Here is a 24,864-nt window from a genome sequence, read left to right on the forward strand (position 1 = left end):
CTGACGGACGGTCAGTGCCCGCCCTTGGGTTCGAGGCAGCCGCCCTCCATGTAGACGCCGTGCACCTCGGCGCTGCCCTTCGGTCCGAAGTGCACCGTCACGCAGGGACCGACACCCGGGACGAAGAGGGCCAGCAGGCCCGGGGCGTAGTCCAGTTGGAGCTGGACGCTCTCCCTCGGGTAGCCGAGGTTCTCCGCCGTGGCCCGGACCGAGGCCTCCCCCGCCGCCATCCCGTCGCGCGGCAGCGCCGCCATCAGCCGGGCGGCGTGCGCCTCGCCCCGGCAGCGGGCCGGGGCGCCGAGCGCGAGAGTGGTCTTGAAGGCCCTGTTCTCCGCGTGCTTGGGGTTCTCCGGCGCGGGGCCGTCCCCGCTGCCGGGGGCCGGAGCGGGCGTCGCGGTCGCGTCGGTGACGGCGGCGCAGCGCAGCGCCACGTCCGGGAAGCGCGCGTCGTGCGCGGCCAGGGCCTCGGTGGTCCGCTGCGCGGCGGAGGCCTGGACCGAGGGCACCATCGCCCCGGACTCGGTCGAGGCCGGCCGGCTGCCGCAGGCGGCCGTGGTCAGGAGCAGCGCGGCGGCGACGGCCGGCAGCAGGAGGCGTCTCACGATGGGGCTCCGGTGGGCTGGGTGCGACAGGGGGCGGCAGGGGCGGCTGGGTGCGGCAGGGACCCGCCGATCATGCCGCACCCGCCGTCCGGCGGTCCTGGGTACCCCTGCTCACCTCACGCCCGGCGCACGATCCCCTGCGCGGTGGCCTCGGCCAGCCAGCGGGGGTACTCCTCCAGCAGGGCGTCGTAGAGCGCGTCCTCCTGCCAGCTGCGCGGGTCGTCGCCGACCGCGAAGAAGTCGGCGTTGTCCACCTTGCGGCCGTCCAGGTCGTCCAACCCGGCCAGGAAGCCGAGCTGTTCGCGGCGGCCGAAGCCGACGAACTTCCAGAACAGCGGCTGCTTGGAGGCCGACTTCAGGGCGCGCCGGGTGGCGCCGCCGTCCGCGGGGTCGCCGTCGGTCTGGAAGACCACCAGCGCCGGGGTGCCGGGGGCGCGGCGTTCGTGCAGCTTGGTCACGGCCTTGATGGCCGGCGCGTAGTTGGTGCCGCCCATGTAGAGGCCGCGCCGGACCTCGTTGATCCGCCCCTGGTGGGTGGCGAGTTCGAGCTCGGTGGTCTTGGCGACGTTGTGGGAGAAGAGCACCAGCGGGACGGTGCCGTCGTCGTCCAGGTTGGCCGCCAGGCCGAGCACCTGCTCGGCGAAGACCTGCACGTCGCCCCGGTCGTAGAAGTGCTCCATGCTGGCCGAGTAGTCCAGCACCAGGTAGACGGCGGCCCGTTGGCCGGAGAGGCCGCGCTTGTGGAGGGAGGCCCCGGCGCTCTGGTACTTCGTCAGCAGTGCGGGGGCGACGGCGGCCACCTTCTCGAAGCTGATCGCGGCACCGCCGGTGACCGGGGCGGGGGCGGCGACGGGAGCGACGGGCGCCGGGGCGGGCGGAGCGACGGGAGCGGGGGTGGGAGTGGGGGCGGGAGCCACGACGGGCGCGGGCACCGGCTCCGGCTGCTCGCCCTCGACGGTCACGCCGTAGTCGGTGGCCAGGGCGGCCAGCCCGCCCGCGTAGCCCTGGCCGACGGCCCAGGCCTTCCAGAGCGTGCCGCGCCGGTAGAGCTCGGCCAGCACCAGGATCGTCTCGCCGTCCGCCATCCCCGGCGGGACGAACTCCAGCGCCGCCGCCGTGCCGTCGCCGATCAGCACCGAGGGCGTGGTCTCCGGCCGGAAGGTGGTGCCGGGCAGCTCCACGTCCACGCTGGCGACCACCACCACGGAGGCCACCTCGGCCGGGATCTCGGTGAGCCGGGCGGTGATCCGGGCCCCGTCGAGGCGCACCCCGTCGCGGTCCGGATTGTTGAAGAAGACCAGGTCCTCGTCGGTCCTGACCTTGCCCCGCCCGTCCACCAGGAGCGCCGAGACGTCCACCGCCACCCCGCCGGAGGTGACCGTGACGGTCACCTCCGGTCCGGTGAGCGTGGCGTTGGCGCCCTTGGCGAGGCTGCTGGTACCCGGCATCTGCGTCCCCCGTGTCGTTCTCGCGGAGATCACAGGGTCACGGCCGGGCGGACGACCCGTCAAGGGAGGTGACGCGCCCGGGGGTTCAGGGGGCGATCGGGAGGCGGCGCTTGTGGTCGGTCAGCCGGTAGCGGTTGACGATCTTCTCGAAGGAGGCGGTGTCGACCGGCTTGCCCTCCAGGAAGTCGTCGATCTCGTCGTAGGTGACGCCGAGCGCGTCCTCGTCGGCCTTGCCCGGGGCGAGGTTCTCCAGGTCGGCGGTCGGCACCTTCCAGACCAGCTCGGTGGGGGCGCCGAGGGCGTCCGCGACGGCGCGCACCCGGCGCTTGGTCAGACCGGTCAGCGGCACCAGGTCGGCGGCGCCGTCACCGAACTTGGTGAAGAAGCCGGAGACCGCCTCGGCCGCGTGGTCGGTGCCGACCACCAGGCCGTCGTGGGCACCGGCCACCGCGTACTGGGCGATCATGCGCTGGCGGGCCTTGACGTTGCCGAGCAGGAAGTCCTGGTGGTGGGCGTCCCGGAAGGTGGTGCCGGAGTCCAGCACGGCGGCCAGCATGGCGTCGCTGGCGGGCTTCACGTCCACGGTCAGCACGTGGTCGGCCTTGATGAAGGAGAGCGCCAACTGCGCGTCCTTCTCGTCCGCCTGCACCCCGTACGGCAGCCGCATCGCGTAGAACTCCGCCCGGTGCCCGGCCGCCCGGGCCCGCTCCACGGCCAGCTGGCAGAGCCGGCCGGCGGTGGTGGAGTCCACCCCGCCGCTGATCCCCAGCACCAGCGACCGCAGCCCGGTGGAGGTCAGCCGCTCGGCCAGGAAGGCCACCCGCCGCTCGATCTCCGCCTCGGCCTCGAACACCTCCGCCACCTCGAGGTCCCGGGCGATCTCCTGCTGGAGGGCACTGGCGGCCGGCTCACTCACGTCTGCTCCTACTGCTGTCACGGCACTCTGTCCCACCCACCCTACTCAGCCCCGTCGCGGAGCCCTCCGGCCCACTCCGCCAGCAGCGCGAAGTGGGCCTCCGTCAGCCCGTACCGGTGGTCCACCCACACCGTCAGCGCGGGCCCCGGATGGTGGGCGGCGATCCACGCGGCGTCCTGCGGCTCCAGCTCGTCGTCCACCCAGGCGAACGGCCGGCCGGCGGCCCACTCGACCACCCGCCGGGTCTTCCAGTGCAGCCCGTCCGGATCGCCGCCGTGCGCGGACGGCCAGTCCACGTACGGGAGCCGGGGCAGCCCGAGCAGCGGCGCGATCCAGGTGTCCGCCTCCCCCTCCCAACTGCTGCACCAGACCGGCTCGTACGGCAGGGCGAGCAGCGCGGGGCCGTGCGCCGGGTTCAGCCGCACCGTCCGGGGCAGCCGCGCGGCGGCGGGGCGGACCGGGTGCGGGGCGTAGCCCTCGGGGCAGTGGGCGGGGTCGGCGGTGTAGGGGCTCAGCGGGCCGTCGACGTCGAGGAGGAGCAGGGGGGTGTCCGTCACGGAGCCGAGTGTGAGGCTTCGGGGGATCGGCCGGGTGACGCGCGGCCCGCGCCACTTGCCGGGCTGGTGGGTCAGTGAAGGCCGCCGGAGGTCCACCGTACGGGTGAGACCGGGTCACCCCTGACGGGGAAGTCGGGCCGGGAGGGCCGGACTTCGGGGATCGGGGGGTGCGGCGGGCGGGATGATCGGGGGCGACCACGACCCGTTTCCGAGAGGTTCCTCCGATGATCCGTAAGGCCGCGACCGCCGTGACCGCCGCCACCCTGGCCGCGCTGGCCTTCGCTCCCGCCACCGCCCAGGCCGTCGAGGGGGAGGACGGGGTGCAGGGCGCGCTGGACACCTCCTGCGAGGAGGTCGGCAAGCTCGGCACCCAGCAGGGGCTGGCGATGACCGCCTTCCTGGCGCAGGACCTGCCGGGCGGCCGGGTGGTGGGGAACTGCACCGCGCACGCCCTCTCCGAGGGCGACGGTCAGCTGGCCTCGCTGCTGAACTCCACCCCGATCCGCTCGGTGGACCTGCGCTGACCGCAGGGGCCGCTACGCCGCCGCCCAGGCCCGGGCGGCGGCGATCCGGGCGGTGGTGGTGGGGTGGGTGGCGAAGAGCAGGACGACCCAGCGCGGCGGGTCGACGTCGGCGACGTTGGTGACCGCGAGACGGCGCTGCATGGCGATGAACTGCTCCGGGTCGCCGGTGAGTTCGAGGGCGTGGCGGTCGGCCCGGGTCTCGATCCGGCGGCTGGCGGCGCACTGCGCGGGCCCGGCCAGGGCGGAGAGCAGGGCCCCGCAGGCGGCGAACAGGAAGAGCGAGCGCGGGTCGGCCGCCGAGGTGGCGCCGGCGGCCGAGAGCAGCGGCTGCCAGGAGGTCAGCAGGCCGAGCAGGACGACCGCGAGGGCGGCGCCGAGGGCGCCGAGGGCGGTGCCGGTGAGGACGTCCCGGTGCTTCACGTGGCCGAGTTCGTGGGCGACCACCAGCTCGGTCTCGCGCGGGTCGGCGGTGGCCAGCAGGGTGTCGTAGCAGACGATCCGCCGGGTGGCGCCGAAGCCGGAGACGTAGGCGTTGAGCGCGGTGGTCCGCCGGGAGGCGTCGGCGACCAGCACCTCGCGCACCCGGATGCCGTCCCGGCGCGCCAACTCCAGGAGGGCGGTGCGCAGTTCGCCCTCGGGCAGCGGGGCGAAGCGGTTGAAGAGCGGCTCCACCACCAGCGGGAAGAGGAAGGAGAGCAGCACCACCAGCACCGCCGCCGCCCCGGCGGCGGGCAGCCACCAGCCGTGCGGGGAGCGGTCGGTGAGGGCGTACAGCCCGTACCCGAGCGGCAGGCCGAGCAGCAGGCTCAGGGCCAGGCCGCGCAGCTGGTCGGCCGCCCAGCCGCCCCAGCCCTGGGTGACCAGGCCGTACCCGCGGCGGATCTCCCGCAGCCGCGCCCCGAACGGGAGCCCGGCGAGCTGGGAGAGCACCACCAGGACGGCCACCCCGGCCAGCACCTCGGCGGTGCGCGAGCCGCCGAACAGGCCGCCGGCCCGGGAGACCAGCCCGGCCCCGGCCGGGGTCAGGCCGAGCGCGAGCGGGAGCAGCAGGCCGGCCGCGCGGGCGCCGAGCGCCCAGGGCAGCTGGGCCCGGCGCAACGCCCGGCCGCGGGCGAGCTGTTCGGGGGTGAAGTCGTCCATGCCGGTAAGAATGCCCGAAGGCCCGCCCTCCCCCGGCGGGGTGGGCGGGCCTTCGGTGACGTTTCGTCAGCCGTGCGGCCGGATCAGACCTGGCCGGCCTTCTCCAGGGCCTCGCAGCAGGTGTTGATCAGGAGACGGGTCACCACGTACGGGTCGACGTTGGCGTTCGGGCGACGGTCCTCGATGTAGCCCTTCTGCTCGACCTCGACCTGCCACGGGATGCGGACCGAGGCGCCGCGGTCGGAGACGCCGTAGGAGTAGACGTTCCACGGGGCGGTCTCGTGCTTGCCGGTCAGGCGGGACTGGATGTCGTCACCGTACTGGTTGACGTGCTCCAGGACGATCTCCTGCGAGGCGCCGAGCGACTCGCAGGCGGTGATGATGGCGTCGTAGCCCTCACGCATCGCCTTGGTGGAGAAGTTGGTGTGGGCACCCGCACCGTTCCAGTCGCCGCGGGCCGGCTTGGCGTCCAGGGTGGCGTCGATGCCGAACTCCTCGGCGGTGCGGTAGAGCAGGTAGCGGGCGATCCACATGTCGTCCGACACGGTCAGCGCGTCGACGGGGCCGATCTGGAACTCCCACTGGCCGGGCATGACCTCGGCGTTGATGCCGCAGATCGCCAGGCCGGCGTCCAGGCAGCGGTCCAGGTGCAGCTCGACGATCTCGCGGCCGAAGACCTCCTCGGCGCCGACACCGCAGTAGTAGCCGCCCTGCGGGGCCGGGTAGCCGCCCTCCGGGAAGCCGAGCGGGCGGGAGCCCTTGAAGAAGGTGTACTCCTGCTCGATGCCGAAGATCGACTCCTGAGCGGCGTACTTCTCGGCGACCTCGCGCAGCGCGGCGCGGGTGTTGGACTCGTGGGCGTCGCCGTTGGTCTCCAGCACCTCGCAGAGGACCAGGATGTTGTCACCGCCGCGGATCGGGTCCTTGACGACCTTCACCGGGTCGAGCACGCGGTCCGAGGCGTGGCCCTCGGCCTGGTTGGTCGAGGAACCGTCGAAGCCCCAGGTCGGGATCTTGTCGGCGTTCGGCAGGACGCGAGTCTTGGAACGGAGCTTCGCGGTCGGCTTGGTGCCGTCGATCCAGATGTACTCGGCCTTGATCGCCATTGCGGTGAACCTCACTGCTTGGGTGGTGGGTGCCCGCGTAGCGTCGCAAGCCGCCGTTTCCCGGTTGTTCCTCCTATGTAACGCCCATGTGAACCAACCGTCCGCAGCGGCACCGGCACCCTCCGACAGTGTCAGGTCCGGAATGCGGGACGGCGATCCCGCCAGGCGGGACGCCTCAGCGCCTGCGGGCGTGGGCCCGGCGGCGGCGGGCGAGGCGGAGCGCGGCGACGCCGACCACCAGCAGCGCACCGGCGGCGGCCAGCAGGGTGCCGGTGCCGCTGCTGCCGGTGGCGGCCAGCTGCTCGCCGCTCCTCGACGCGCTCGGGGACGGGCTCTGGCTCGCCACCGCAGGGACGGCGCGGTTGGCCCTGCTCGGCTCGGCGCCGGGCGAGGCGCTGGACGAGGCGCTCGCGGACGGGCGCGGGGCGGGCACCGGCTTCTCGCAGCTGACCGAGGCGACGGTGATCTTCCCGGTGACCTTGGCGACGTTCAGCTGGAGCGGGTTGAGGTCCAGCCGCACCTCCAGGGCGGAGGCGGCCGCGGTGCCGGTCGTGGTGGCGCGCTTGGAGAAGCCGACGTCCACGGTGCCGACCCCGGGGACGTCCACCCGGGTCGGCCCCTCGACCTTCAGCGTGACCGGCTTGCCGAGCACGGTGATCCGCGCCGGGGAGTCCACCCTGGCGGTGGGCTGCCCGTCCACCGGGCAGGTCGCCTCGGCGGTGAGCGCCTCCAGCGCCAGCAGCGGGGCACCGATCAGACCGGGCGCCCCCAGGTCGGCCCTGGTCAGCTGCACGCGCGCGGAGGAGCCGGTCTCGTCCGCCCTGGTGGTCGAACGGCCCACCTCGGCCCGCACCAGGTTGACCGGCCGGCCCTGGTCCACGCCGGCCACGGTGGTGGTGAGCACCGCGCCGTCCTTGCTGGCCGGGGACTGCACCTTGTTCAGCGAGATGTTCACCGGCACCGCGGCCGTGCGGCCCAGCACGCTGACGTCCAGGTCGAGTTCGGCCGTGACGGCGGAGGCCTTGCCGGGGCTCGGCTCGGCGGCGTGGGCGGTGGGCACCACCAGGAACGCGACGAGGGCGGTGGCGGCGGCGGTGCGGAGGACGGTGCTGTGCGCGGGCATGACGAACGAGACCCCTGTGGAGTTGGCCGGACTGGACGAGTCGCCCAGTCTGGTCCGAACAGTCCGTCACATCAGTAACACTGTCGGTTAGTTCACTCGTTAGGGTTGTTTATGGGGGACCGCCCTATGGGAGGCGCCAGTCGACCGGGGCGGCGCCCTGCTCGGCCAGCATCTGGTTGGCACGGCTGAAGGGGCGGGAGCCGAAGAAGCCGCGGTCGGCGGACATCGGGCTGGGGTGGGCGGACTCCACCGCGGGGACGGGCCCCAGGAGCGGGCGGAGGTTGCGGGCGTCGCGGCCCCAGAGGATGGCGACCAGCGGGCCGCCGCGGGCGACCAGGGCGCGGATGGCCTGCTCGGTGACCTCCTCCCAGCCCTTGCCGCGGTGGGCGGCGGGCTTGCCCGGGGCGGTGGTGAGGGCGCGGTTGAGGAGGAGGACGCCCTGCTGCGTCCACGGCGTCAGGTCGCCGTTGGCGGGCGGCGGGAAGCCGAGGTCGCGGCCGTACTCCTGGTAGATGTTGACCAGGCTGCCCGGGATCGGCCGCACGTGCGGCGCCACCGAGAAGCTGAGGCCCACCGCGTGGCCCGGCGTGGGGTACGGGTCCTGACCGACGATCAGGACCCGTACGGAGTCGAAGGGTTGCTGGAAGGCCCGCAGCACGTCCGGCCCGGCCGGCAGGTACGTCCGCCCGGCGGCGAGCTCGCCGCGCAGGAAGTCCCCCATCCCGGCGACCCGGCCGGCCACCGGCTCCAGTGCCCTGGCCCAGCCAGGTTCGACGATCTCGTTCAGCGGACGTGCACCCATACGGCCCAGCCTATCCGCACCGGCGGACAGCGCTCAGCGCACGATCCGCCCGCGCAGCACCACGAGCTGAGGGTCCGCCAGCACCCGGACGTCCGCCCGCGGGTCCTCGGCGTAGACCACCAGGTCGGCGGGGGCGCCCTCGTCCAGGCCGGGGCGGCCGAGCCACTCCCGCGCGCCCCAGGTGGTGGCGGAGAGCGCCTCGACGGCGCTCAGCCCGGCCCTGGTCAGCTCGGCCACCTCGTCGGCGACCAGGCCGTGCGCCAGCGAACCGCCCGCGTCGGTGCCGACGTAGACCGGCACGCCCGCGTCGTGCGCGGCCGCCACGGTGTCGTAGCGGCGCTCGTGCAGCCGCCGCATGTGGGCCGACCAGGCGGGGAACTTGCTCTCGCCGCCGGCCGCGAGCTTGGGGAAGGTGGCGATGTTGACCAGGGTCGGCACGATCGCCACGCCCCGTTCGGCGAAGGCCGGGATCAACTCCTCGGTCAGGCCGGTGGCGTGCTCCACGCAGTCGATCCCGGCGGCCAGCAGGTCGGGCAGCGACTCGGCCGCGAAGCAGTGCGCGGTGACCCGCGCGCCCTCCTCGTGCGCCGCCGCGATCGCCTCCTCCAACGCGTCGCCGGGCCAGCAGGCGGCCAGGTCGCCGCGGTCGCGGTCGATCCAGTCGCCGACCAGCTTGACCCAGCCGTCCCCGCGCCGGGCCTCCTCGCGGACGTAGGCGGCCAGGTCGCCGGGCTCGATCTCGTGGGCGTAGTTGCGGATGTAACGCCGCGTCCGGGCGATGTGGCGGCCGGCCCGGATGATCCGCGGCAGGTCCTCCCGGTCGTCGATCCACCGGGTGTCGGCGGCCGAACCGGCGTCCCGGATCAGCAGGGTGCCGGCATCCCGGTCGGTGACGGCCTGGCGCTCGCTGGTCTCCGCGTCCACCGCGCCGTGCGCGTCCAGGCCGACGTGGCAGTGCGCGTCCACCAGGCCGGGCAGTACCCAGCCGCGCACCGTCCGGGCCTCCGCGGCGGGCCGGTGGTACGTCACCCGGCCGTCCACCACCCAGAGTTCGTCCCGGACGTCCTCCGGGCCCACCAGCACCCGCCCCTTGACGTGCAGCACCGCACCATCGCTCATGCCCGCACTCTACCGACGGGGAAAGCCGCTGCCGAGGGGACGGAGAGGGCAGACTGTTCGCGAACGTCCCTCCTGCGAAAGGCAGTCCCCCGTGAGCCCCTTCCTCGACCTCCCGCCGCTCGGCGCGGCCCGGTTCGCCGCGATCGAGGACCGGGTCGCGGCGCTGCTGCACACCCGGGCCGACGTGATCGTCATGCAGGGCGAGGCCCTGCTGCCGCTGGAGGCGGCGATCCGCGGCGCGGTCCGGCCGGGCTCCACCGCGCTCAACGTGGTCACCGGGCCGTACGGGCAGACCTTCGGCGGATGGCTGCGCAGCTGCGGCGCCGAGGTGGTGGACCTGGCGGTGCCGTTCACCGGCGCGGTCTCGGCGGCGCAGGTGGCCGAGGCGCTGACGGCCCGTCCGGAGATCGACTTCGTCTCGCTGGTGCACGCCGAGGCCGCCACCGGCAACACCAACCCGGTGGCGGAGATCGCCGAGGTGGTGCGGGACCACGGGGCGCTGCTGATGCTGGACGCCGTCGCCTCGGTGGCGGCCGAGCCGCTGCCCACCGACGCCTGGGGCGTGGACCTCTGCGTGATCGGCGGCCAGAAGGCGATGGGCGGCCCGGCCGGGGTCTCGGCCGTCTCGGTCAGCGACCGGGCCTGGGCGCGGATCACCGCCAACCCGGCCGCGCCGCGCCGCTCCTACCTCTCGCTGCTGGACTGGAAGGAGCGCTGGACGGACGCCGGGCGCACCGTACTCCCGCACGCCCCGGCCCAGTTGGAGATGCTCGCCCTGGAGGCCTGCCTCGACCGGATCGAGGCCGACACCCTGGACGCCACCGTCGCCCGCCACCGAGCCGCCTCGGCCGCCCTGCGCGCGGGCGTCCGCGCCCTCGGCACCCTCACCCCCTACGTCGTCGAGGACCGCGCCGCCGCCCCCGTCGCCACCACCCTGCTCACCCCGCCCGGCCTGGACGCCACCACCCTGGCCACCACCCTCGACCCGGCCCTCCCCGTCCAGTCCGGCGGCGGCGCCCTGGCCGCGACCGTGCTCCGCGTGAACCACTACGGCCCGCACGCCTCACTGGACACCGTGCTGGCCGTCCTGACCGCCCTGGCCGACCACGTCCCGGGCGGCGACGGCCACCTGGAGACGGCCGAGAAGGCCTGGTCCGAGGCGCTCGCGGACTGACCTCCCGTCGGCTCCCAGGGGAAGACGCCGAGGTCGCGGCCGTCGGGGACGGCCGCGTCGTCCAGGGCGGCCCGGAGGTCGCCCAGCGGGCCGCGCCGACAGGCGTGAGCGTCGGTTTTCGGACAGCATGGCGGATTGCGGGCGGGTAACAACTGGCGGCACGGGGCCTGCCAGCAGGGAAGATCTGCGGTGAACTGATGGTCTATCAGAATATTTTACGGCCGGAACAGGTCTGACACGTTCACGCCGAGGCTGCGTAGCCTCTCTGCACGGCGGCCCCTCACCGCCCCACCCCCACCGGTCACCAGGAGCAGCAATGCGTCTTCCTGTCCGTTCCCTCTCCCTCACCTCCAGCCGGGTCCTCGGCGTCGCCGCGCTGGCGGGCCTGCTGACCGCGGGCCAGTTCGTCGCGCCGGGTTCGTTCGGGGCGCTGGCCGCGCCGGACGCCGCCGCCTGTACGTCGGACTCCGGGAACGCCGCCGCCCGTCAGGCCAAGGGCGCGGCCGGCCACGCGGCCGAGCCGAACGCGGTCACCGACGCGCAGGCCAAGGCGATGGACGCCGACCTGAGCGCCCGGGTGGCGCACCTCAAGGCCAGTGCCAACGGCCAGAACCTGCTGGCGGGCAGCGGCGCGCTGGCCGCCACCTCGATCCCGGTCTACTTCCACGTCGTGCACGCCGGGACCACCGGCAAGCTGACCTCGACCGACATCGGCAAGCAGATCGCGGTGCTGAACGCGGCGTACGGCGGCCAGGGCACCGGCAACACGGCGACGCCGTTCACCTTCCAGCTGGTCGCCACCGACTACACCGACAACGCGACCTGGTACAACGGGATCACCCCGGGCTCCACCGCCGAGAAGTCGATGAAGAGCTCGCTGCGCAAGGGCGGCGCCAACGCCCTCAACATCTACACCGCCAAGCTCGGCCAGTCCCTGCTGGGCTGGGCCACCTTCCCGAGCTCCTACAACTCCAACCCGACGGACGACGGCGTCGTGATGCTGGACGCCTCGCTGCCGGGCGGCTCGGCCGCCAACTACAACGAGGGCGACACCGCCACCCACGAGGTCGGCCACTGGCTCGGGCTCTACCACACCTTCCAGGGCGGCTGTAACGGCAACGGCGACTACGTCAGCGACACCCCGGCCGAGAAGAGCGCCGCGTACGAGTGCCCGACCGGCCGTGACTCCTGCGCCAGCAAGCCGGGCGTGGACCCGATCAAGAACTTCATGGACTACACCTACGACTCCTGCATGACCCAGTTCACCGCGGGCCAGGTCACCCGGATGACCAACGCCTGGGCCTCCTACCGCGCCTGACCGACCGTCGGGGCCCCCGTCCGCACCGTGCGGACGGGGGCCCCTGCGCGTCGTCCGCCGTTCGCGGTCCGGACAGCCGTCGGCCGTCTGGATCTCACCCGGGCCGCCGAGGGTTGTCTGTACAACTTGACCCCGGAGGGTGAGATGGAAACGTCCCTGTACTGGCTGCGCGACAACTGCCCCTGCGCCGACTGCCGCGATCCGCGCACCGGCCAGAAGCTGTTCCAGGTGAACGACCTGCCGGAGGAACTGACGATCCGCCGGGAGTCCGAGCAGGACGGCCTGCGCTCCGTCGAGTGGTCGGACGGGCACCTGTCGCCCTACCCGCCCGGCTTCACCGCCGGGGGCGCCCCCGGCGACGACGGCCGCACCGAGCAGGGCCGCCCGCTCTGGGAGGCCGCCGACTTCGCGGCCGGCCCGCCCGAGGCCGACTGGTCCGCCTACCTGGCCGACCCCGCCGAGCGGGCCGCCCTGCTGGGCGCGGTGCGGCGCTCCGGCTTCGCGCTGCTGCGCGGGGTGCCGGTGGCGGAGGGCCGGGTGCTGGAGGTGGCGCGCAGCTTCGGCTACGTCCGGGAGACCAACTACGGCGAGCTGTTCGACGTCCGGGTGGAGCCGGACCCGAACAACCTGGCCTTCACCGACGCGGCCATCGCCCCGCACACCGACAACCCCTACCGCGACCCGGTGCCCACCCTCCAGCTGCTGCACTGCCTGCGCAACGAGGCCGAGGGCGGCGACTCCGGCCTGGTGGACGGCTTCCGGGCCGCGGCGCTGCTGCGCGAGGAGCACCCGGAGGACTTCGCGGTGCTCACCCGCACCCCGGTGCCCTTCGTCTTCCGGGACCGGCGCACCGAGCTGCGCGCCGACCGGCCGCTGATCGGGACCGACCCGCTGGGCCGGATCCGCGAGGTGCGGTTCAACAACCGCTCGATCTCCACCCTGCGCGGGTACTCCGGGCCGGAGCTGGACGCCTTCTACACCGCCTACCGCCGGTTCGCCGCGATCACCCTGCGGCCGGAACTGCGGCTGGAGTTCCGGCTCGGCCCCGGTGACTGCCTGGTCTTCGACAACACCCGCCTGCTGCACTCCCGGACGGCCTTCGCGGCGGACGGCGCCCGCCACCTCCAGGGCTGCTACGCCGACCTGGACTCGCTCGCCTCCACCCTGGCCCTGCTGCACCGTCAGGAGGAGGCGCTGGACCGGATCGCCGGGCTGTTCGCCGGCGAGGGCGCCGGGGAGTACCTCGGCGAGGAGGTCACCATGGCCGAGCACATGCTGCAGGCGGGCGCGCTGGCCGAGGCGGCCGGGGCACCGGACCACCTGGTGGCCGCCGCCCTGCTGCACGACGTGGGCCACTTCGGCGGCACCGGGACGGAGTTGATGGAGGGCCGGGACAACCACCACAGCTCCGCCGGAGCCGACTGGCTGGCGCGGTGGTTCGGCCCCGAGGTCACCGAACCCGTCCGGCTGCACGTGGCCGCCAAGCGCTACCTGTGCGCCGTCGAGCCCGGCTACCGGGAACGCCTCTCCCCCGCCTCGGAGTTCACCCTCCAGGTGCAGGGCGGCCCGATGACCGAGGAGCAGGCCGCCGCGTTCGCCGCCCGGCCCGGCGCGGTGGACGCGGTGACGGTGCGGCGCTGGGACGAGCGGGCGAAGGACGCCGGTGCCGAGGTGCCCGGCTTCGAGCACTACCGCCCGCTGCTGGCGCGGCTGATGGGCTGACGCGGCCGGCGCAGCTGACGGGTTGACGGGCTGAGCGGATTCGGCGGTCGGCCCTGGCTGTCGAGGACAGTCGATCGGCACCGCGCCCCGCCGGCAGACCTGGGAGACCGGCGCGGTGGTCGCACCCCGGGTGAGCGGGCGCGGGGAGAGTGGGTGAGGCCTACCTACTCTCGCCGGCCGTTCCGCCGGTCCGGGGCCGCCCCGCCGGGATCACTCGCCCGCCAGCAGCCTGCGGATCCGCTCGGCGGTGGCCGCGTCCCGGGCCGCCGTGAACGGCAGCGCGTTCCCGCCCGCCAGGCGGAACGGTTCGCCGCTCACCGTGGCCTGGGCGCCGCCCGCCTCGGTGACCAGCAGCAGCCCGGCCGCGTGGTCCCAGGCGTTCTCCCAGTCGAAGGCGGTGGCGTCGAACGCGCCCCGGGCCAGCGCGAGGTACTCCAGACCGGCCGAGCCCCCGGTCGGCCGCAGCCGCACACCCGGCACCCGCAGGCCGAGCAGGGCACGCCTGCGCTCGGGGGTGGTGTACTCGTGGTGCGAGGAGGCGATCTCCAACTCCGCGCCGGGCTCGGCCGCTCCGGTGCTCAGCCGGACACCGTCCAGCCAGGCCCCGCCGCCCAGCACCGCGGTGGCGAGCTCGCCGAGCGCCGGGGCGTAGGTCCAGGAGGCGAGGGTCTCGCCGTGGTGGGCGAGGGCCACCAGGGTGCAGAAGCCGGTCTTGCCGTGGACGAACGGCCGGGTGCCGTCCACCGGGTCGACAATCCACACCGGGGCGTCACCGGCCAGCGCCGCGTAGCGCGCGGGATCGGCGTGCACGCCCTCCTCGCCGACCACCGCCGAGCCCGGCAGGATCGCGGTCAGCGCCCGGGTCAGGTACGCCTCCGCCTCCCGGTCGGCGGCGGTCACCAGGTCGTACGGGCCCTTCTTCTCGGACACCTCGTCAGGGGCGAGGTGCCGGAAGCGCGGCATGATCTCGGTGGCGGCGGCCTCCCGGACCGCCTCCTCGACACGGGGGAGCAGGGCGGCGAGAGTGCTGTCGTCGATCACCGGACCATCAGACCACACGGAGGGCGGCGAACGGACGCACTGCGGGCAACCGTCCGAGGGCCATGCCAGGGGCGCGGGGCGGGAGGCCACCGCCCGGGAACCGCACGCACGAGGGTCGGTCGCACCTGCCGCGATCTGGCCGGTGGGAGGTGGTTGCCCGCGCAGTTCCCCGCGCCCCTGGCTGCTTGCCCTGCCGCGCCTCTCAGTCGTTCTGTCGGGTGTGTCGCGAAAGCGCCGACGAGGCCAGCGAGTTGTGGATGCTGAAGGCGACCGTCCCCGGCAGGTAGCGGTCCTGGGACCACTCCACCGGGGTGCCGGTCGGGTCGGTGGTGCGCCGCTTCTCGCGCAGCAGCGGCGACCCGCGGCGGCAGCCGAGCAGCCGGGCGTCGTCCGCGTTGGCGGCCACCACGTCGATGGTGTGGTCGGCGTCGGTGAAGAGGATGCCGTGCTCGCGCAGCGGTTCGGTGTGGGAGACCACGTCCGGCGGGAGTTGGGCGACCAGCTCGCCGACCCGGGGCGGGTAGACCGTCCGTTCGACCATCACCGGTGTGCCGGAGAGGGTGCGCAGACGGAGCGTCACGTACACCTCGGTGCCGGGCTCCAGCCGCAGTTGCTCGCGCTCGGCCGCGTCGGCCGGCCGCCGGGTGAAGGACTCCAGCCGGCCGCCGGGCTCCTCGCCCATGGAGCGGGCCCAGTGGGTGAAGGAGAGGAGTTCGGAGAAGCTCTGCACCCGGGCGGTGCCGAGCACCACTCGGCGGGTGCCGCGGCGGGAGGTGACCAGGCCGTCGGCGCGCAGCACGGCGAGGGCCTGCCGGACGGTGCCGCGGGAGACGCCGTACTGTGCGGCCAGGGCTCCCTCGGCGGGCAGCCGGCCGGAGTCGCCGTACGAACCGGAGGTGATCGCCTCCCGCAGGTCGGCGGCCACCTTGCGGTAGAGCGAGCCGGCCGTGCTGTCCTGGTCGAGTGCCACGTGCGTCAAAGTCCTTCCCCGCGTTGGGTCCTGGACCGCTGACCGCGTCCGGACGTAGCCGACTGTAGCCGCTGTGGATCACCCCGCAGCGGGCCGTGGTCACCGTTCCCGCATCCGCCCCCTGTACTGGGCCATCCGTTCACCTTCCCGTCACCGTACTCGGGCGTACTTACCCCCGGCAGCCAAGTTGGCTGGCCAACTTGGCGCAGCGTCAGCTACGCCCCCTCCTTCGCTCGTGAACTCCCCTTCCTCAGGAGATCCACCCGTGATCGTGCACCGCTCCCGTGCCGCCGCCCTCGCGGCCGTGCTCACCGCCGCCGCGCTCTCCCTGACCGCCTGCGGCTCGGCCGGCTCGACCGCCAAGTCCGGTGACACCGCTGCCAAGGGCGGCGCCGCCAAGGAGGCCAAGGACGCCACCTCGGCCGCCGACTTCGGCGGCATGGACGCCCTGGTCGCCGCCGCCAAGAAGGAGGGGAAGCTGCACGTCATCACGCTCCCCCGGGACTGGGCGAACTACGGCAAGATCCTCGACGGTTTCAAGGCCAAGTACGGCATCGAGATCGAGGAGGAGAACCCGGACGGCTCCAGCCAGGACGAGATCAACGCGATCAACTCCCGCAAGGGCCAGGACCGTGCCCCCGACGTGGTCGACCTGGGCAGCGCCTTCGCGCTCCAGGCGGTCAAGGACGGCCTGCTCGCCCCCTACAAGGTGGCCACCTTCGAGAAGGTGCCGGACACCATGAAGGACGCCGCCGGCGCCCGGGTGAACGACTACGGCGGCTACATCTCGATCGGCTGCGACGCCAAGAAGATCGGCACCTGCCCGAAGACCTTCGCCGACCTGCTCAAGCCCGAGTACAAGGGCAAGGTCGCGCTCAACGGCAACCCGACCAAGTCGGGCTCGGCCTTCGGTGGCGTCTACGCCGCCGCGCTGGCCAACGGCGGTTCGCTGGACAACATCCAGCCCGGCATCGACTTCTTCGGCAAGCTGAAGCAGTCCGGCAACTTCAACCCGGTCGAGTCCACCCCGGCCACCATCGAGAAGGGCGAGACCCCGATCTCGATCGACTGGTCGTACCTGAACGCGGGTTACACCGACAAGTTCAAGTCGAAGGGCATCGACTGGCAGGTCTCCATCCCGGCCGACGGCTCCTACGCCCAGTACTACAACCAGGGCATCAACAAGTGGGCGCCGCACCCGGCCGCCGCCCGCCTGTGGCAGGAGTACCTGTTCAGCACCGAGGGCCAGAACCTCTTCATGGGCGGCTACGCCACCCCCTCCACCTTCGAGGCCATGAAGAAGGACGGCACCCTCGACGCCGCCGCCGCTGCCAAGCTGCCGACCGTCGAGAAGCCCTTCACCACCTTCCCGACCCAGGACCAGATCACGGCGGCCAAGAAGGTCATCACCGAGAACTGGACCAAGGCGATCGCGGGCTGATCACCGACATGACCACGGCTCCCACCCCGGTGCCGACCCCCGCCGCCACCGAGAACGGTGGCGGCGCGGGGGTCCTCACCGCCGCAACCCCTGCCCCCCGCAAGCGAGTCAGCGCCCGCCGCCCGCGCGGCGGCGCCTGGCTGGCCACCCTGCCGCTGCTGCTGTTCTTCGTGATCTCCTTCGGCCTGCCGGCCGTGGCGATCGTCAGCGGCGCGTTCACCACCTCCAGCGACGCCGAGTCCGGTGCCGGTGCGTTCACCACCGCCAACCTCACCGACTCGGTCCAGGGCGCCTACCGGACCGCCCTGCTGAGCAGCCTCGAGCTCTCCGCGCTGACCGCCCTGCTGGGCACCCTGATCGGCCTGCCGATCGCCCAGGCGGTCGTCACCTCCCGGTTCCGCGCGCTGCGCGAGGCGGTGCTCACCGCCTCGGGCGTGCTGGCCAACTTCGGCGGCCTGCCGCTGGCCTTCGCCTTCGTCGCCACCCTCGGCAACGCCGGCGAGATCACCAAGCTGTTCAACCTGACCGACCACGGCTGGACGCTCTACTCGTTCACCGGTCTCACCATCGTGTACCTCTACTTCCTGGTGCCGCTGATGGTGCTCACCATCACCCCGGCCCTGGACGGCCTGCGGGTGCAGTGGCGGGAGGCGGCGCAGAACAACCGCGCCACCGCCTTCCAGTACTGGCGGCACGTCGCGCTGCCGATCCTGCTCCCCTCGCTGCTGGGCGGCTTCGTGCTGCTCTTCGGGAGCGCCTTCGCCGCGTACGCCACCGCCGCCGCGATGGTCGGCGCCACCGTCCCGCTGGTCAGCCGCTCGATCGCCGACGCGCTCTCCGGCAACGTGCTGGTCGGCCAGGGCAACCTGGCGCTGGCACTCAGCCTGGACATGATCCTGGTCGCCGTCCTGGTGATGGCCGTCTACCTGCCCCTCCAGCGCCGGAGTGCAAAGTGGCTCAGCTGATCTCTCGCCTCCGGATCTGGCGCGGACTGGTCCTGCTGGTCGCCGGGATCTACTTCCTGGTGCCGATGGCCGCCTCGCTCTGGTTCTCCGTCGACACCAACGAGGGCATCGACTTCGCCGCCTACACCGGCCTGTTGAGCGCCCCCGGCTTCACCGAGAGCCTGGTGCTCACCCTGGAGCTGGCCGCGGTCACCGTGGTGGTGCTGCTGCTCCTGCTGGTGCCCGCGCTGATCGCGGTCCGGCTGGGTGCGCCCAAGCTGCGGCCGGTGCTCGAAGTGGTCTGCACCCTCCCGCTGGTGGTGCCGCCGGTGGCGCTGACGGCGGGTCTGATCGGCGTGCTGCGCTGGGGCCCGGACCACCTGATGGACACGCCGTTCTTCCAGACCTTCGTGTTCATCCAGGACCCGGCCTTCCCGCTGGTGCTGGTCATCGCGTACGTGCTGATGTCCCTGCCGCTGGCCTACCGGGCGCTGGACGCCGGCCTGCGTGCGGTGGACGTGCGCACCCTGGTCGAGGCCGCCCGCAACTGCGGGGCGAGCTGGCCGCGCGCCGTGGTCACGGTCGTCCTGCCGAACCTGCGCGGGGCGCTGCTGAACGCCTCCTTCCTCACCCTGGCCCTGGTCCTGGGCGAGTTCACCGCCTCCTCCATCCTCGGCTACCAGCCCTTCGCGGTGTGGATCTACACCGTCGGCAACAGCGAGGGCCAGATGTCGGTCGCGGTCTCGATCCTGAGCCTGCTGATCACCTGGGTCCTGCTGCTCCTGCTCGCCTCCGCGGGCCGCGAGCGACGCGCCAAGACCGCCGCCACCTCCTGACACGTCGTTGGAGACAACCCCCATGAGCACCACCGCAGTCACCACCGGCGCCACCGTCGAGTTCCGCGGCCTGCGCCGGGCCTTCGGCCCCACCACGGCGCTGGACGGCCTGGACCTCACCATCAACCCGGGCGAGCTGCTCGCCCTGCTCGGCCCCTCGGGCTGCGGCAAGACCACCGCGCTGCGCATCCTGGCCGGCTTCGAGACCCACGACTCCGGCCAGGTGCTGGTGGACGGCCAGGACATCACCGAGGTGCCCGCCCACCGCCGCGACGCCGGCATGGTGTTCCAGTCCTACAGCCTCTTCCCGCACCTGACCGCCGCCGACAACGTCGCCTTCGGCCTGCGGATGCGCGGCACCGGCAAGGCCGAACGCCGCAACCGTGCCCAGGAGTTGCTGGAGCTGGTCGGCCTGCCGCAGCACGCCGGCCGCTACCCGCACCAGCTCTCCGGCGGCCAGCAGCAGCGCATCGCGCTGGCCCGCGCGCTGGCCCTGCAGCCGCGCGTGCTGCTGCTGGACGAGCCGCTCTCCGCGCTGGACGCCAAGGTCCGGCTCAACCTCCGGGACGAGATCCGGCGCCTGCAGCAGGAGTTGGGCATCACCACCCTGTTCGTCACGCACGACCAGGAGGAGGCCCTCTCGATGGCCGACCGGGTCGCCGTGCTGCGGGCCGGCAAGCTGGAGCAGTGCGCGGCCCCCGCCGAGCTGTACTCCCGCCCGGCCACCGCCTTCGTCGCGGAGTTCGTCGGCACCATGAGCCGCATCCCGTGCACCCGCGCGGGCTCCTCCGTGGAGCTGCTCGGCCGGACCTTCCCGGTCGACGGCGAGCTGCCCGCGGACGGTGAACTCGACGTCCTGGTCCGGCCGGAGAACGTCGGCCTGGTCCCCTCCGGCACGGGCGCGGCGGTCGTGGTCGGCGCCTCGTTCCTGGGCAGCGCGACCCGGATCACCGTACGGTTGTCCGACGGCACCGAGATCAAGGCCGACCTGCCGACGGAGGCCGCCGCGGCCCTGCCGGTCGGCAGCGACGCCGACGTCACGCTGCCCGACCGCCCGGTGCTGGTCGACCGCCGCACCGCCTGATCCGTTCCTGCCGAAGGTACCGCCATGCCTGCCCTCTCCACCGACAACTCACCCTCCGACGACGGGAGTTCACCGCAGACCGAGCCGACGCCCCGCCCCGCCGCCGTCCTGTTCGACATGGACGGGACACTGGTCGACACCGAGGAACTCTGGTGGCAGGCCGCCGTCGAGTGCGCCGCCGAGATCGGCCTCGTCCTCACCGAGGAGGACCTGCCGGAGGTGCTCGGCCAGGCCATCGAGCACACCGCCGCCCACCTGCACCGCCGGGCCCCCGGCTCCACCGACGAGGCCGCGCTGACGGCCCGTCTGGACGAGGCCTTCGCCACCCGGGTGGCCGCCGAGGTGGTGCCCCGCCCCGGTGCGCTCGACCTGCTGGGCCGCCTGCGCGCGGCCGAGGTCCCGATGGCCCTGGTCTCGGCCTCGCCGCGCCGGGTGATCGACCTGGTGCTGGCCACCCTGGGCCGGGACTGGTTCAGCGCCGTGCTGGCCGCCGAGGACACCCCCCGCACCAAGCCCGCGCCGGACCCGTACCTGGCCGCCGCGGCCCGCCTGGGCCTGGCCCCGGCCGCCTGCGTCGCCGTCGAGGACACCCCGACCGGCGTCGCCTCCGCCCACGCGGCGGGCTGCGCGGTGCTGGCCGTCCCGTCCGCCGTGCCGATCCTGGCCGGCGAACGGATCACCGTGCTGGACAGCCTGGTGCACGCGGACCTGCCGCTGCTGGCCTCGCTCACCGCCGCCGCCACCGGCGCGCGCTGATGCCGTACCTGCTGCTGGCACTCGCCATCATCAGTGAGGTCGCGGCCACCAGCTGCCTCAAACTGACCGAGGGCTTCAGCAGGTTCTGGCCGAGCCTGGGCGTCGGGATCGGCTACGTGCTCTCCTTCGCCCTGCTCGGCCGGGCCCTGAAGCACATACCGGTCTCGGTCGCCTACGCCGTCTGGTCCGGCGCCGGCACCGCCGCCGTGGCGGGCATCGGCGTGGTCGCCTTCGGCGAGCACCTGGGCAAGGCCCAGTGGGCCGGACTGGTGCTGATCATCGTCGGCGTGGTGGTGCTCAACCTGCGCGGCAGCCACTGACGCCACGGCCCCGCAGGCCACCGGACCGCTGCCCTTCCGGCCCCGGTGATGAAGCGTGACCATGCACCTTCTCCCCGGCACGCACGACTCGCCCTCCCTGCGCGTACCTCTGGTGAGGTATTTCAACTCACTTTCCTTGCAAGGGAACTGACGGTCCGTCACGCTCTGGGGACGGGGTGCCGGGGGCACGGAGCCCCCGCCCGGACGAGGGGGGTTCGGATGTACGGACGGGTTCAGGCCTGCCGGTCGGCGGCGGCCGCGCTGCTGCTGGTGGGCGTCGTGGCGGGCGGTTCGCCCGCCCTGGCGGCCGAGCGGGAGGGCGTGGTCCGGCACGCCGGGGCGGCCGACGCGGTGCCGGGCAGCTACCTGGTGGTGCTCAAGGAGGGCACGTTCAAGGGGACTTCGGCCCCGGCACTGGCCGGCCGCTACGGCGGGCAGGTCAAGCGCGGCTTCGACTCCGCGCTGCACGGCTTCTCCGCGCGGCTCACCGAGCGCCAGGCCCGCCGGCTGGCGGCCGACCCGGCGGTGGCGAGCGTGACGCAGGACCGGCGGGTGAAGCTGGACGCCACCCAGACCGAGCCGCCGTCCTGGGGGCTGGACCGGATCGACCGGCACCGGCGGCCGCTCGACAACCGCTACGTCTCCCCCGACACGGGCGGACGCGGAGTGACGATCTACGTGATCGACACCGGGGTGAACATCGAGCACCAGGACTTCGGCGGCCGGGCCCGGTACGGCTTCAACGCGATCGACGGCTCCGCGGTGGCCGAGGACGGCAACGGCCACGGCTCCCACGTCGCGGCCACCGCGGCCGGCACCAGCTACGGGGTGGCCAAGCAGGCCTCGGTGGTCGCCGTCCAGGTGCTGGACGACAGCGGCGAGGGGACGTACGAGCAGGTGATCGCCGGCGTGGACTGGGTGACCAGGAACGCGGTCAAGCCCGCCGTGGTGAACATGAGCCTCGGCGGCGAACCCGACGAGGTGCTGGACGCCGCCGTCCGCGCCTCCATCGCCTCCGGCCTGACCTACACCGTCGCGGCGGGCAACCAGGGCATCGACGCCGACGAGCACTCCCCCGCCCGGGTGTCCACCGCCATCACCGTCGGGGCGAGCGACATCGACGACCGGGCCGCCTGGTACTCCAACCACGGCCCGCTGGTGGACCTCTACGCCCCGGGCGACGAGATCGTCTCGGCCTCCGACGGCTGGGAGGCGGCGGAGGCGACGCTCTCCGGCACCTCGATGGCCGCCCCGCACGCGGCGGGCGCGGCCGCCCTCCACCTGGCCGGCCACCGCACCGCCACCCCGGCCCAGGTGGCGGCCGCCCTCATCGCCACGGCGACCGCCGGCTCCCTGCGCGACCTGGTGGAGGGCACGCCCGACCGCCTGCTCTACCTCGGCCCGCCGCCCGCCACCGGCCCCCACCCGCGCTTCGCCAACCCCGCCGTCCAGCCGGTCCCCGACCCGGGCGTCCTCGACTCCACCATCACCGTGACCGGCGTCCCGGGCCGGGCCCCCACCGAACTGGACGTCGAACTCGACGTCACCCACGACTTCATGGGCGACCTGCTGATCGACCTCATCGCCCCGGACGGCACCGCCTACCGCCTCAAGGACGGGGACTTCGCCTGGGGCGACGACGCCATCAGGACCACCCTCGGCGCCGACACCTCCTCCGAGACCGCCAACGGCGTCTGGACCCTGCGCATCACCGACCCCTGGGAGTACCTCGAAGGCCAACTGAACGGCTGGGCGCTGAAGTTCTGACGCCCTGACGCCCCGGCTCCCTACGGCGCCGCGTCCCCCGGCCCGGCAGCGGTCAGCAGCTCTCCCACCGCCTGCCCGAGCCGGGGTCGCACCCACGCCCCGTCCCGCTCGATGCCCAGCACGCCCCCGAGGAAGACCATCCGGCCCGTACCGCCCGGGTACCGCCACTCGACGGGCACCTTCGAGACGTGCGCCGGGAACTCCTCCTCCGCCGTCGTCCCGGGCCCGAAGTCCCGTTTGGGGCAAGGCCCTTCCGCCGGGTACCGGTGCGCGAAGAAGGCGTTCACCCAGCCGGTGACCTGGTCGCCGCCGGACTCGCTCTCCCACTTGTAGAACGATGACCAGAACTCCCGGTCCACCGGCTGCCCGGCCGCCGTGTCGGCGATCCGGTCGAGCAGCGGGACCAGCCGCAGCAGCCACATCCGCAGGCCCCGGAAGCGCGGCTTCAACTGCCGCGCCCGGGAGGCCAGCAGGCGCCAGTCCGCCTCGGTCCCCTCCAGTCTGATCCGCGGGATGGCGCAGGACGAGACCCAGCGGAACGCGAAGTACGGGCTCACCACGTCCATCAGGGCCACCAGCACCGCCGCCGAGTCCGCCCGGGTCGTGGTCGAGAACTCCGGCTGGAACAGGTCCGCCAGGCGTTCCCCGACGGCCTCCCGCAACGGCTCCCGCACCAGAGCGATCGACCGTTCCCAGTCCGACGAGGGCTCGTCGTCGTGCACCTCGATCGTCCGCCGCTCACCGGGCTCCGCACCGAAGACCCCGGCGTACCGGTCCGCGTCCAGCCGCACGTGGGTGGCCACCTCGTGCACCAGCACGTACCAGAGCACGTCCGGCGAGAGGCTCAGCGGCAGGTGCGCCGTGAAGCAGAGGTGCGCGGCCCGCAGCAGCAGGCTGGAGGTCGGCTCGGCGGTTCCGGCCCGGCGGTCCTGCGGGAACCCCAACTGCCCGGCCGTACTGCGGTGGTGGAACTCCACCGGCTCCCCCACCACCGCCCGCAGGAACGGCTCGTTCCCCACCTCGGCCACCTGCGCGGCCAGCCGGACCGCCCTCGGGTCCTCGGGGACGGGCAGGTCGATCTCGATGGCCATGCTCGTCCTCGGGGCTCGGGGCTCGGGCGGATGCGCGCCGCGATCCTACGCACCGGGCTCAGGCGGAGGCGCGGGATTTCCGGCGGCGGAGGACGAAGGCCGTGGTCCCGGTGACGGCGAGCAGGGCGCCGGCGCCCGCGGTGACGGCGAGGGGGAGGGTCCTGTCTCCGCCCGGGGCGGGGGCGGGGTTGTCGGCCATCGTGGTGCGGATCCAGGAGGCGTACGCGGGCGCGCTGGTGTAGAGACCGGGTCCGTCCTCGCAGGGGACCTTCGGGGCGCCGGGGCCGGAGGTGACGCCGACCAGCTCCCAGCGGTCGTCGCGGCCCTTCTGGAGCTGGGGGCCGCCGGAGTCACCGGAGCAGGCCATGGCCTTGGGCTTGGTGGTGACGGTGCAGAGCCGGGTCGGGCCGGCGTAGCCGGGGGCGCACTCGGACTCGGCGCCCAGGCGGGTGTCCAACTCCTGGAGGCGGTCCGGGAAGCGCCACTCGCCGAAGACCGTGGTGCCGAAGCCGAGCAGCCTGGTCGGGGTGCCGGCCGGGCCCGCCGCGTCGGCGATCCCGACGGGCCGTTCGCCGACCGGCCGGTCCAGCCGGACCAGGGCGATGTCGTCCTGGTTGGCCCCCTGGCCCTCGCCGTTGCGGTAGCCGGGGTGGACGAAGCTGCGGTCGATCCTCCGCACCGTGCCGCCCTCCTTGCGCCGGTCGCCGCCGATCCGCACCGTGCCCTCCAGGACGAGGCCCTCGCCGGTCACGCAGTGGGCCGCCGTCAGCACCCACTGGCGGTCGATCAGCGAGGCCCCGCAGTTCCCGTCGACCAGGCCGAGCGTCGGAGCGGACTCCGGGATGGTGGCCATGAAGGGGTAACGCTCCTCGGCGTCCTGTCCGTTGACGACGGCTCCGGCGGTGCCCGCCAGGGCGGTGGCGCAGGCCAGGGCGGCGACGGCGCCCACGACGGCGGTGCGGACGGTACGGCGGCGGGAGGGGGTCGGGCTGGGCACGAATCGTTCCTTCTGTCCGGGAATCGGTACGTGCCCAGCCTCTCCGTCCGGGATCCACCGGACCAC

24 protein-coding genes are annotated in these 24,864 nt (G+C 73.7%); 11 read left to right on the forward strand and 13 right to left on the reverse strand.

From position 1 onward, the window contains the following. Positions 1-11 precede the first annotated feature (11 nt). From ACIA8O_RS31840 to ACIA8O_RS31855, 4 genes are all read right to left on the reverse strand, one after another. Positions 12-602, reverse strand: a complete 591-nt coding sequence (locus ACIA8O_RS31840; protein ID WP_396297473.1) for a hypothetical protein — start codon at positions 600-602, stop codon at positions 12-14. A gap of 116 nt (positions 603-718) precedes the next feature. Then, positions 719-2,050 carry a VWA domain-containing protein gene (locus ACIA8O_RS31845; RefSeq protein ID WP_396297474.1) on the reverse strand — a complete coding sequence of 444 codons (1,332 nt, stop codon included), beginning with the start codon at positions 2,048-2,050 and terminating at the stop codon, positions 719-721. An 85-nt stretch (positions 2,051-2,135) separates the two neighbouring features. Beyond that, positions 2,136-2,966, reverse strand: coding sequence for an ammonia-dependent NAD(+) synthetase (gene nadE, locus ACIA8O_RS31850; protein ID WP_396297475.1), 831 nt, complete (start codon positions 2,964-2,966; stop codon positions 2,136-2,138). A gap of 41 nt (positions 2,967-3,007) precedes the next feature. Beyond that, positions 3,008-3,523, reverse strand: a complete 516-nt coding sequence (locus tag ACIA8O_RS31855; RefSeq protein ID WP_396297476.1) for a hypothetical protein — start codon at positions 3,521-3,523, stop codon at positions 3,008-3,010. Between the two features lie 224 nt (positions 3,524-3,747). Here ACIA8O_RS31855 and ACIA8O_RS31860 point away from each other — a divergent pair, with 224 nt between their 5' ends. After that, positions 3,748-4,047, forward strand: a complete 300-nt coding sequence (locus ACIA8O_RS31860; RefSeq protein ID WP_396297477.1) for a hypothetical protein — start codon at positions 3,748-3,750, stop codon at positions 4,045-4,047. Positions 4,048-4,059: 12 nt separating this feature from the next. On the opposite strand, the gene ACIA8O_RS31865 is transcribed toward ACIA8O_RS31860, so the two are convergent. The 5 genes from ACIA8O_RS31865 to ACIA8O_RS31885 form a co-directional block, all read right to left on the reverse strand. Then, on the reverse strand, positions 4,060-5,187 hold the full coding sequence (locus ACIA8O_RS31865) for a M48 family metalloprotease (protein ID WP_396297478.1): 1,128 nt from the start codon (positions 5,185-5,187) through the stop codon (positions 4,060-4,062). An 83-nt stretch (positions 5,188-5,270) separates the two neighbouring features. Continuing rightward, positions 5,271-6,293 (reverse strand): glutamine synthetase GlnII, encoded by a 1,023-nt coding sequence (gene glnII, locus ACIA8O_RS31870; protein WP_396297479.1) that lies wholly within the window; start codon positions 6,291-6,293, stop codon positions 5,271-5,273. A 175-nt stretch (positions 6,294-6,468) separates the two neighbouring features. Next, positions 6,469-7,416: an SCO1860 family LAETG-anchored protein gene (locus ACIA8O_RS31875; RefSeq protein WP_396297480.1), complete on the reverse strand. Its 948-nt coding sequence runs from the start codon at positions 7,414-7,416 to the stop codon at positions 6,469-6,471. A 124-nt stretch (positions 7,417-7,540) separates the two neighbouring features. Further along, entirely contained in the window at positions 7,541-8,218 is a 678-nt protein-coding gene (locus tag ACIA8O_RS31880; RefSeq protein ID WP_396297481.1) for a uracil-DNA glycosylase, read from the reverse strand. A gap of 33 nt (positions 8,219-8,251) precedes the next feature. Beyond that, positions 8,252-9,337 (reverse strand): amidohydrolase family protein, encoded by a 1,086-nt coding sequence (locus ACIA8O_RS31885; protein ID WP_396297482.1) that lies wholly within the window; start codon positions 9,335-9,337, stop codon positions 8,252-8,254. A 91-nt stretch (positions 9,338-9,428) separates the two neighbouring features. Here ACIA8O_RS31885 and ACIA8O_RS31890 point away from each other — a divergent pair, with 91 nt between their 5' ends. The 3 genes from ACIA8O_RS31890 (at position 9,429) to ACIA8O_RS31900 (ending at position 13,551) form a co-directional block, all read left to right on the forward strand. Next, positions 9,429-10,511 carry a pyridoxal-phosphate-dependent aminotransferase family protein gene (locus ACIA8O_RS31890; RefSeq protein WP_396297483.1) on the forward strand — a complete coding sequence of 361 codons (1,083 nt, stop codon included), beginning with the start codon at positions 9,429-9,431 and terminating at the stop codon, positions 10,509-10,511. Positions 10,512-10,827: 316 nt separating this feature from the next. Continuing rightward, complete coding sequence (locus ACIA8O_RS31895) at positions 10,828-11,829, forward strand: zinc metalloprotease (RefSeq protein WP_396297484.1); 1,002 nt, start codon at positions 10,828-10,830, stop codon at positions 11,827-11,829. Between the two features lie 144 nt (positions 11,830-11,973). Then, the gene (locus tag ACIA8O_RS31900; protein WP_396297485.1) at positions 11,974-13,551 is read left to right on the forward strand and encodes a phosphonate degradation HD-domain oxygenase; all 1,578 of its coding nucleotides are present in this window, start codon (positions 11,974-11,976) and stop codon (positions 13,549-13,551) included. 210 nt (positions 13,552-13,761) lie between these two features. On the opposite strand, the gene ACIA8O_RS31905 is transcribed toward ACIA8O_RS31900, so the two are convergent. Together ACIA8O_RS31905 and ACIA8O_RS31910 are read right to left on the reverse strand one after the other, a co-directional pair. Then, positions 13,762-14,589, reverse strand: coding sequence for an inositol monophosphatase family protein (locus ACIA8O_RS31905; RefSeq protein WP_396297662.1), 828 nt, complete (start codon positions 14,587-14,589; stop codon positions 13,762-13,764). A 205-nt stretch (positions 14,590-14,794) separates the two neighbouring features. After that, the gene (locus tag ACIA8O_RS31910) at positions 14,795-15,562 is read right to left on the reverse strand and encodes a GntR family transcriptional regulator (protein WP_396297486.1); all 768 of its coding nucleotides are present in this window, start codon (positions 15,560-15,562) and stop codon (positions 14,795-14,797) included. A 265-nt stretch (positions 15,563-15,827) separates the two neighbouring features. Here ACIA8O_RS31910 and ACIA8O_RS31915 point away from each other — a divergent pair, with 265 nt between their 5' ends. The 7 genes from ACIA8O_RS31915 to ACIA8O_RS31945 all read left to right on the forward strand — a co-directional run bounded on the left by ACIA8O_RS31915 (position 15,828) and on the right by ACIA8O_RS31945 (position 22,710). Next, positions 15,828-17,003 (forward strand): ABC transporter substrate-binding protein, encoded by a 1,176-nt coding sequence (locus tag ACIA8O_RS31915; protein WP_396297487.1) that lies wholly within the window; start codon positions 15,828-15,830, stop codon positions 17,001-17,003. 8 nt (positions 17,004-17,011) lie between these two features. Beyond that, positions 17,012-17,968, forward strand: coding sequence for an ABC transporter permease (locus ACIA8O_RS31920; protein WP_396297488.1), 957 nt, complete (start codon positions 17,012-17,014; stop codon positions 17,966-17,968). After that, the gene (locus ACIA8O_RS31925; protein WP_396297663.1) at positions 17,968-18,783 is read left to right on the forward strand and encodes an ABC transporter permease; all 816 of its coding nucleotides are present in this window, start codon (positions 17,968-17,970) and stop codon (positions 18,781-18,783) included. The genes ACIA8O_RS31920 and ACIA8O_RS31925 overlap by 1 nt, the downstream gene beginning before the upstream one ends. Before the next feature lie 22 nt (positions 18,784-18,805). Further along, the gene (locus ACIA8O_RS31930) at positions 18,806-19,867 is read left to right on the forward strand and encodes an ABC transporter ATP-binding protein (RefSeq protein ID WP_396297489.1); all 1,062 of its coding nucleotides are present in this window, start codon (positions 18,806-18,808) and stop codon (positions 19,865-19,867) included. A 24-nt stretch (positions 19,868-19,891) separates the two neighbouring features. Then, complete coding sequence (locus ACIA8O_RS31935) at positions 19,892-20,623, forward strand: HAD family hydrolase (RefSeq protein ID WP_396297490.1); 732 nt, start codon at positions 19,892-19,894, stop codon at positions 20,621-20,623. After that, positions 20,623-20,943, forward strand: coding sequence for a DMT family transporter (locus ACIA8O_RS31940; protein WP_396297491.1), 321 nt, complete (start codon positions 20,623-20,625; stop codon positions 20,941-20,943). Before ACIA8O_RS31935 ends, ACIA8O_RS31940 begins: the two co-directional genes overlap by 1 nt. A gap of 219 nt (positions 20,944-21,162) precedes the next feature. Continuing rightward, entirely contained in the window at positions 21,163-22,710 is a 1,548-nt protein-coding gene (locus tag ACIA8O_RS31945; RefSeq protein WP_396297492.1) for a S8 family serine peptidase, read from the forward strand. Between the two features lie 20 nt (positions 22,711-22,730). Here ACIA8O_RS31945 and ACIA8O_RS31950 read toward each other — a convergent pair whose 3' ends face one another. After that, complete coding sequence (locus tag ACIA8O_RS31950) at positions 22,731-23,801, reverse strand: DUF4419 domain-containing protein (RefSeq protein WP_396297493.1); 1,071 nt, start codon at positions 23,799-23,801, stop codon at positions 22,731-22,733. Between the two features lie 58 nt (positions 23,802-23,859). Further along, positions 23,860-24,798 carry a S1 family peptidase gene (locus ACIA8O_RS31955; RefSeq protein ID WP_396297494.1) on the reverse strand — a complete coding sequence of 313 codons (939 nt, stop codon included), beginning with the start codon at positions 24,796-24,798 and terminating at the stop codon, positions 23,860-23,862. Positions 24,799-24,864: the final 66 nt, after the last annotated feature.

It is taken from the genome of Kitasatospora sp. NPDC051853 (assembly GCF_044452665.1).
GTDB lineage: Bacteria > Actinomycetota > Actinomycetes > Streptomycetales > Streptomycetaceae > Kitasatospora.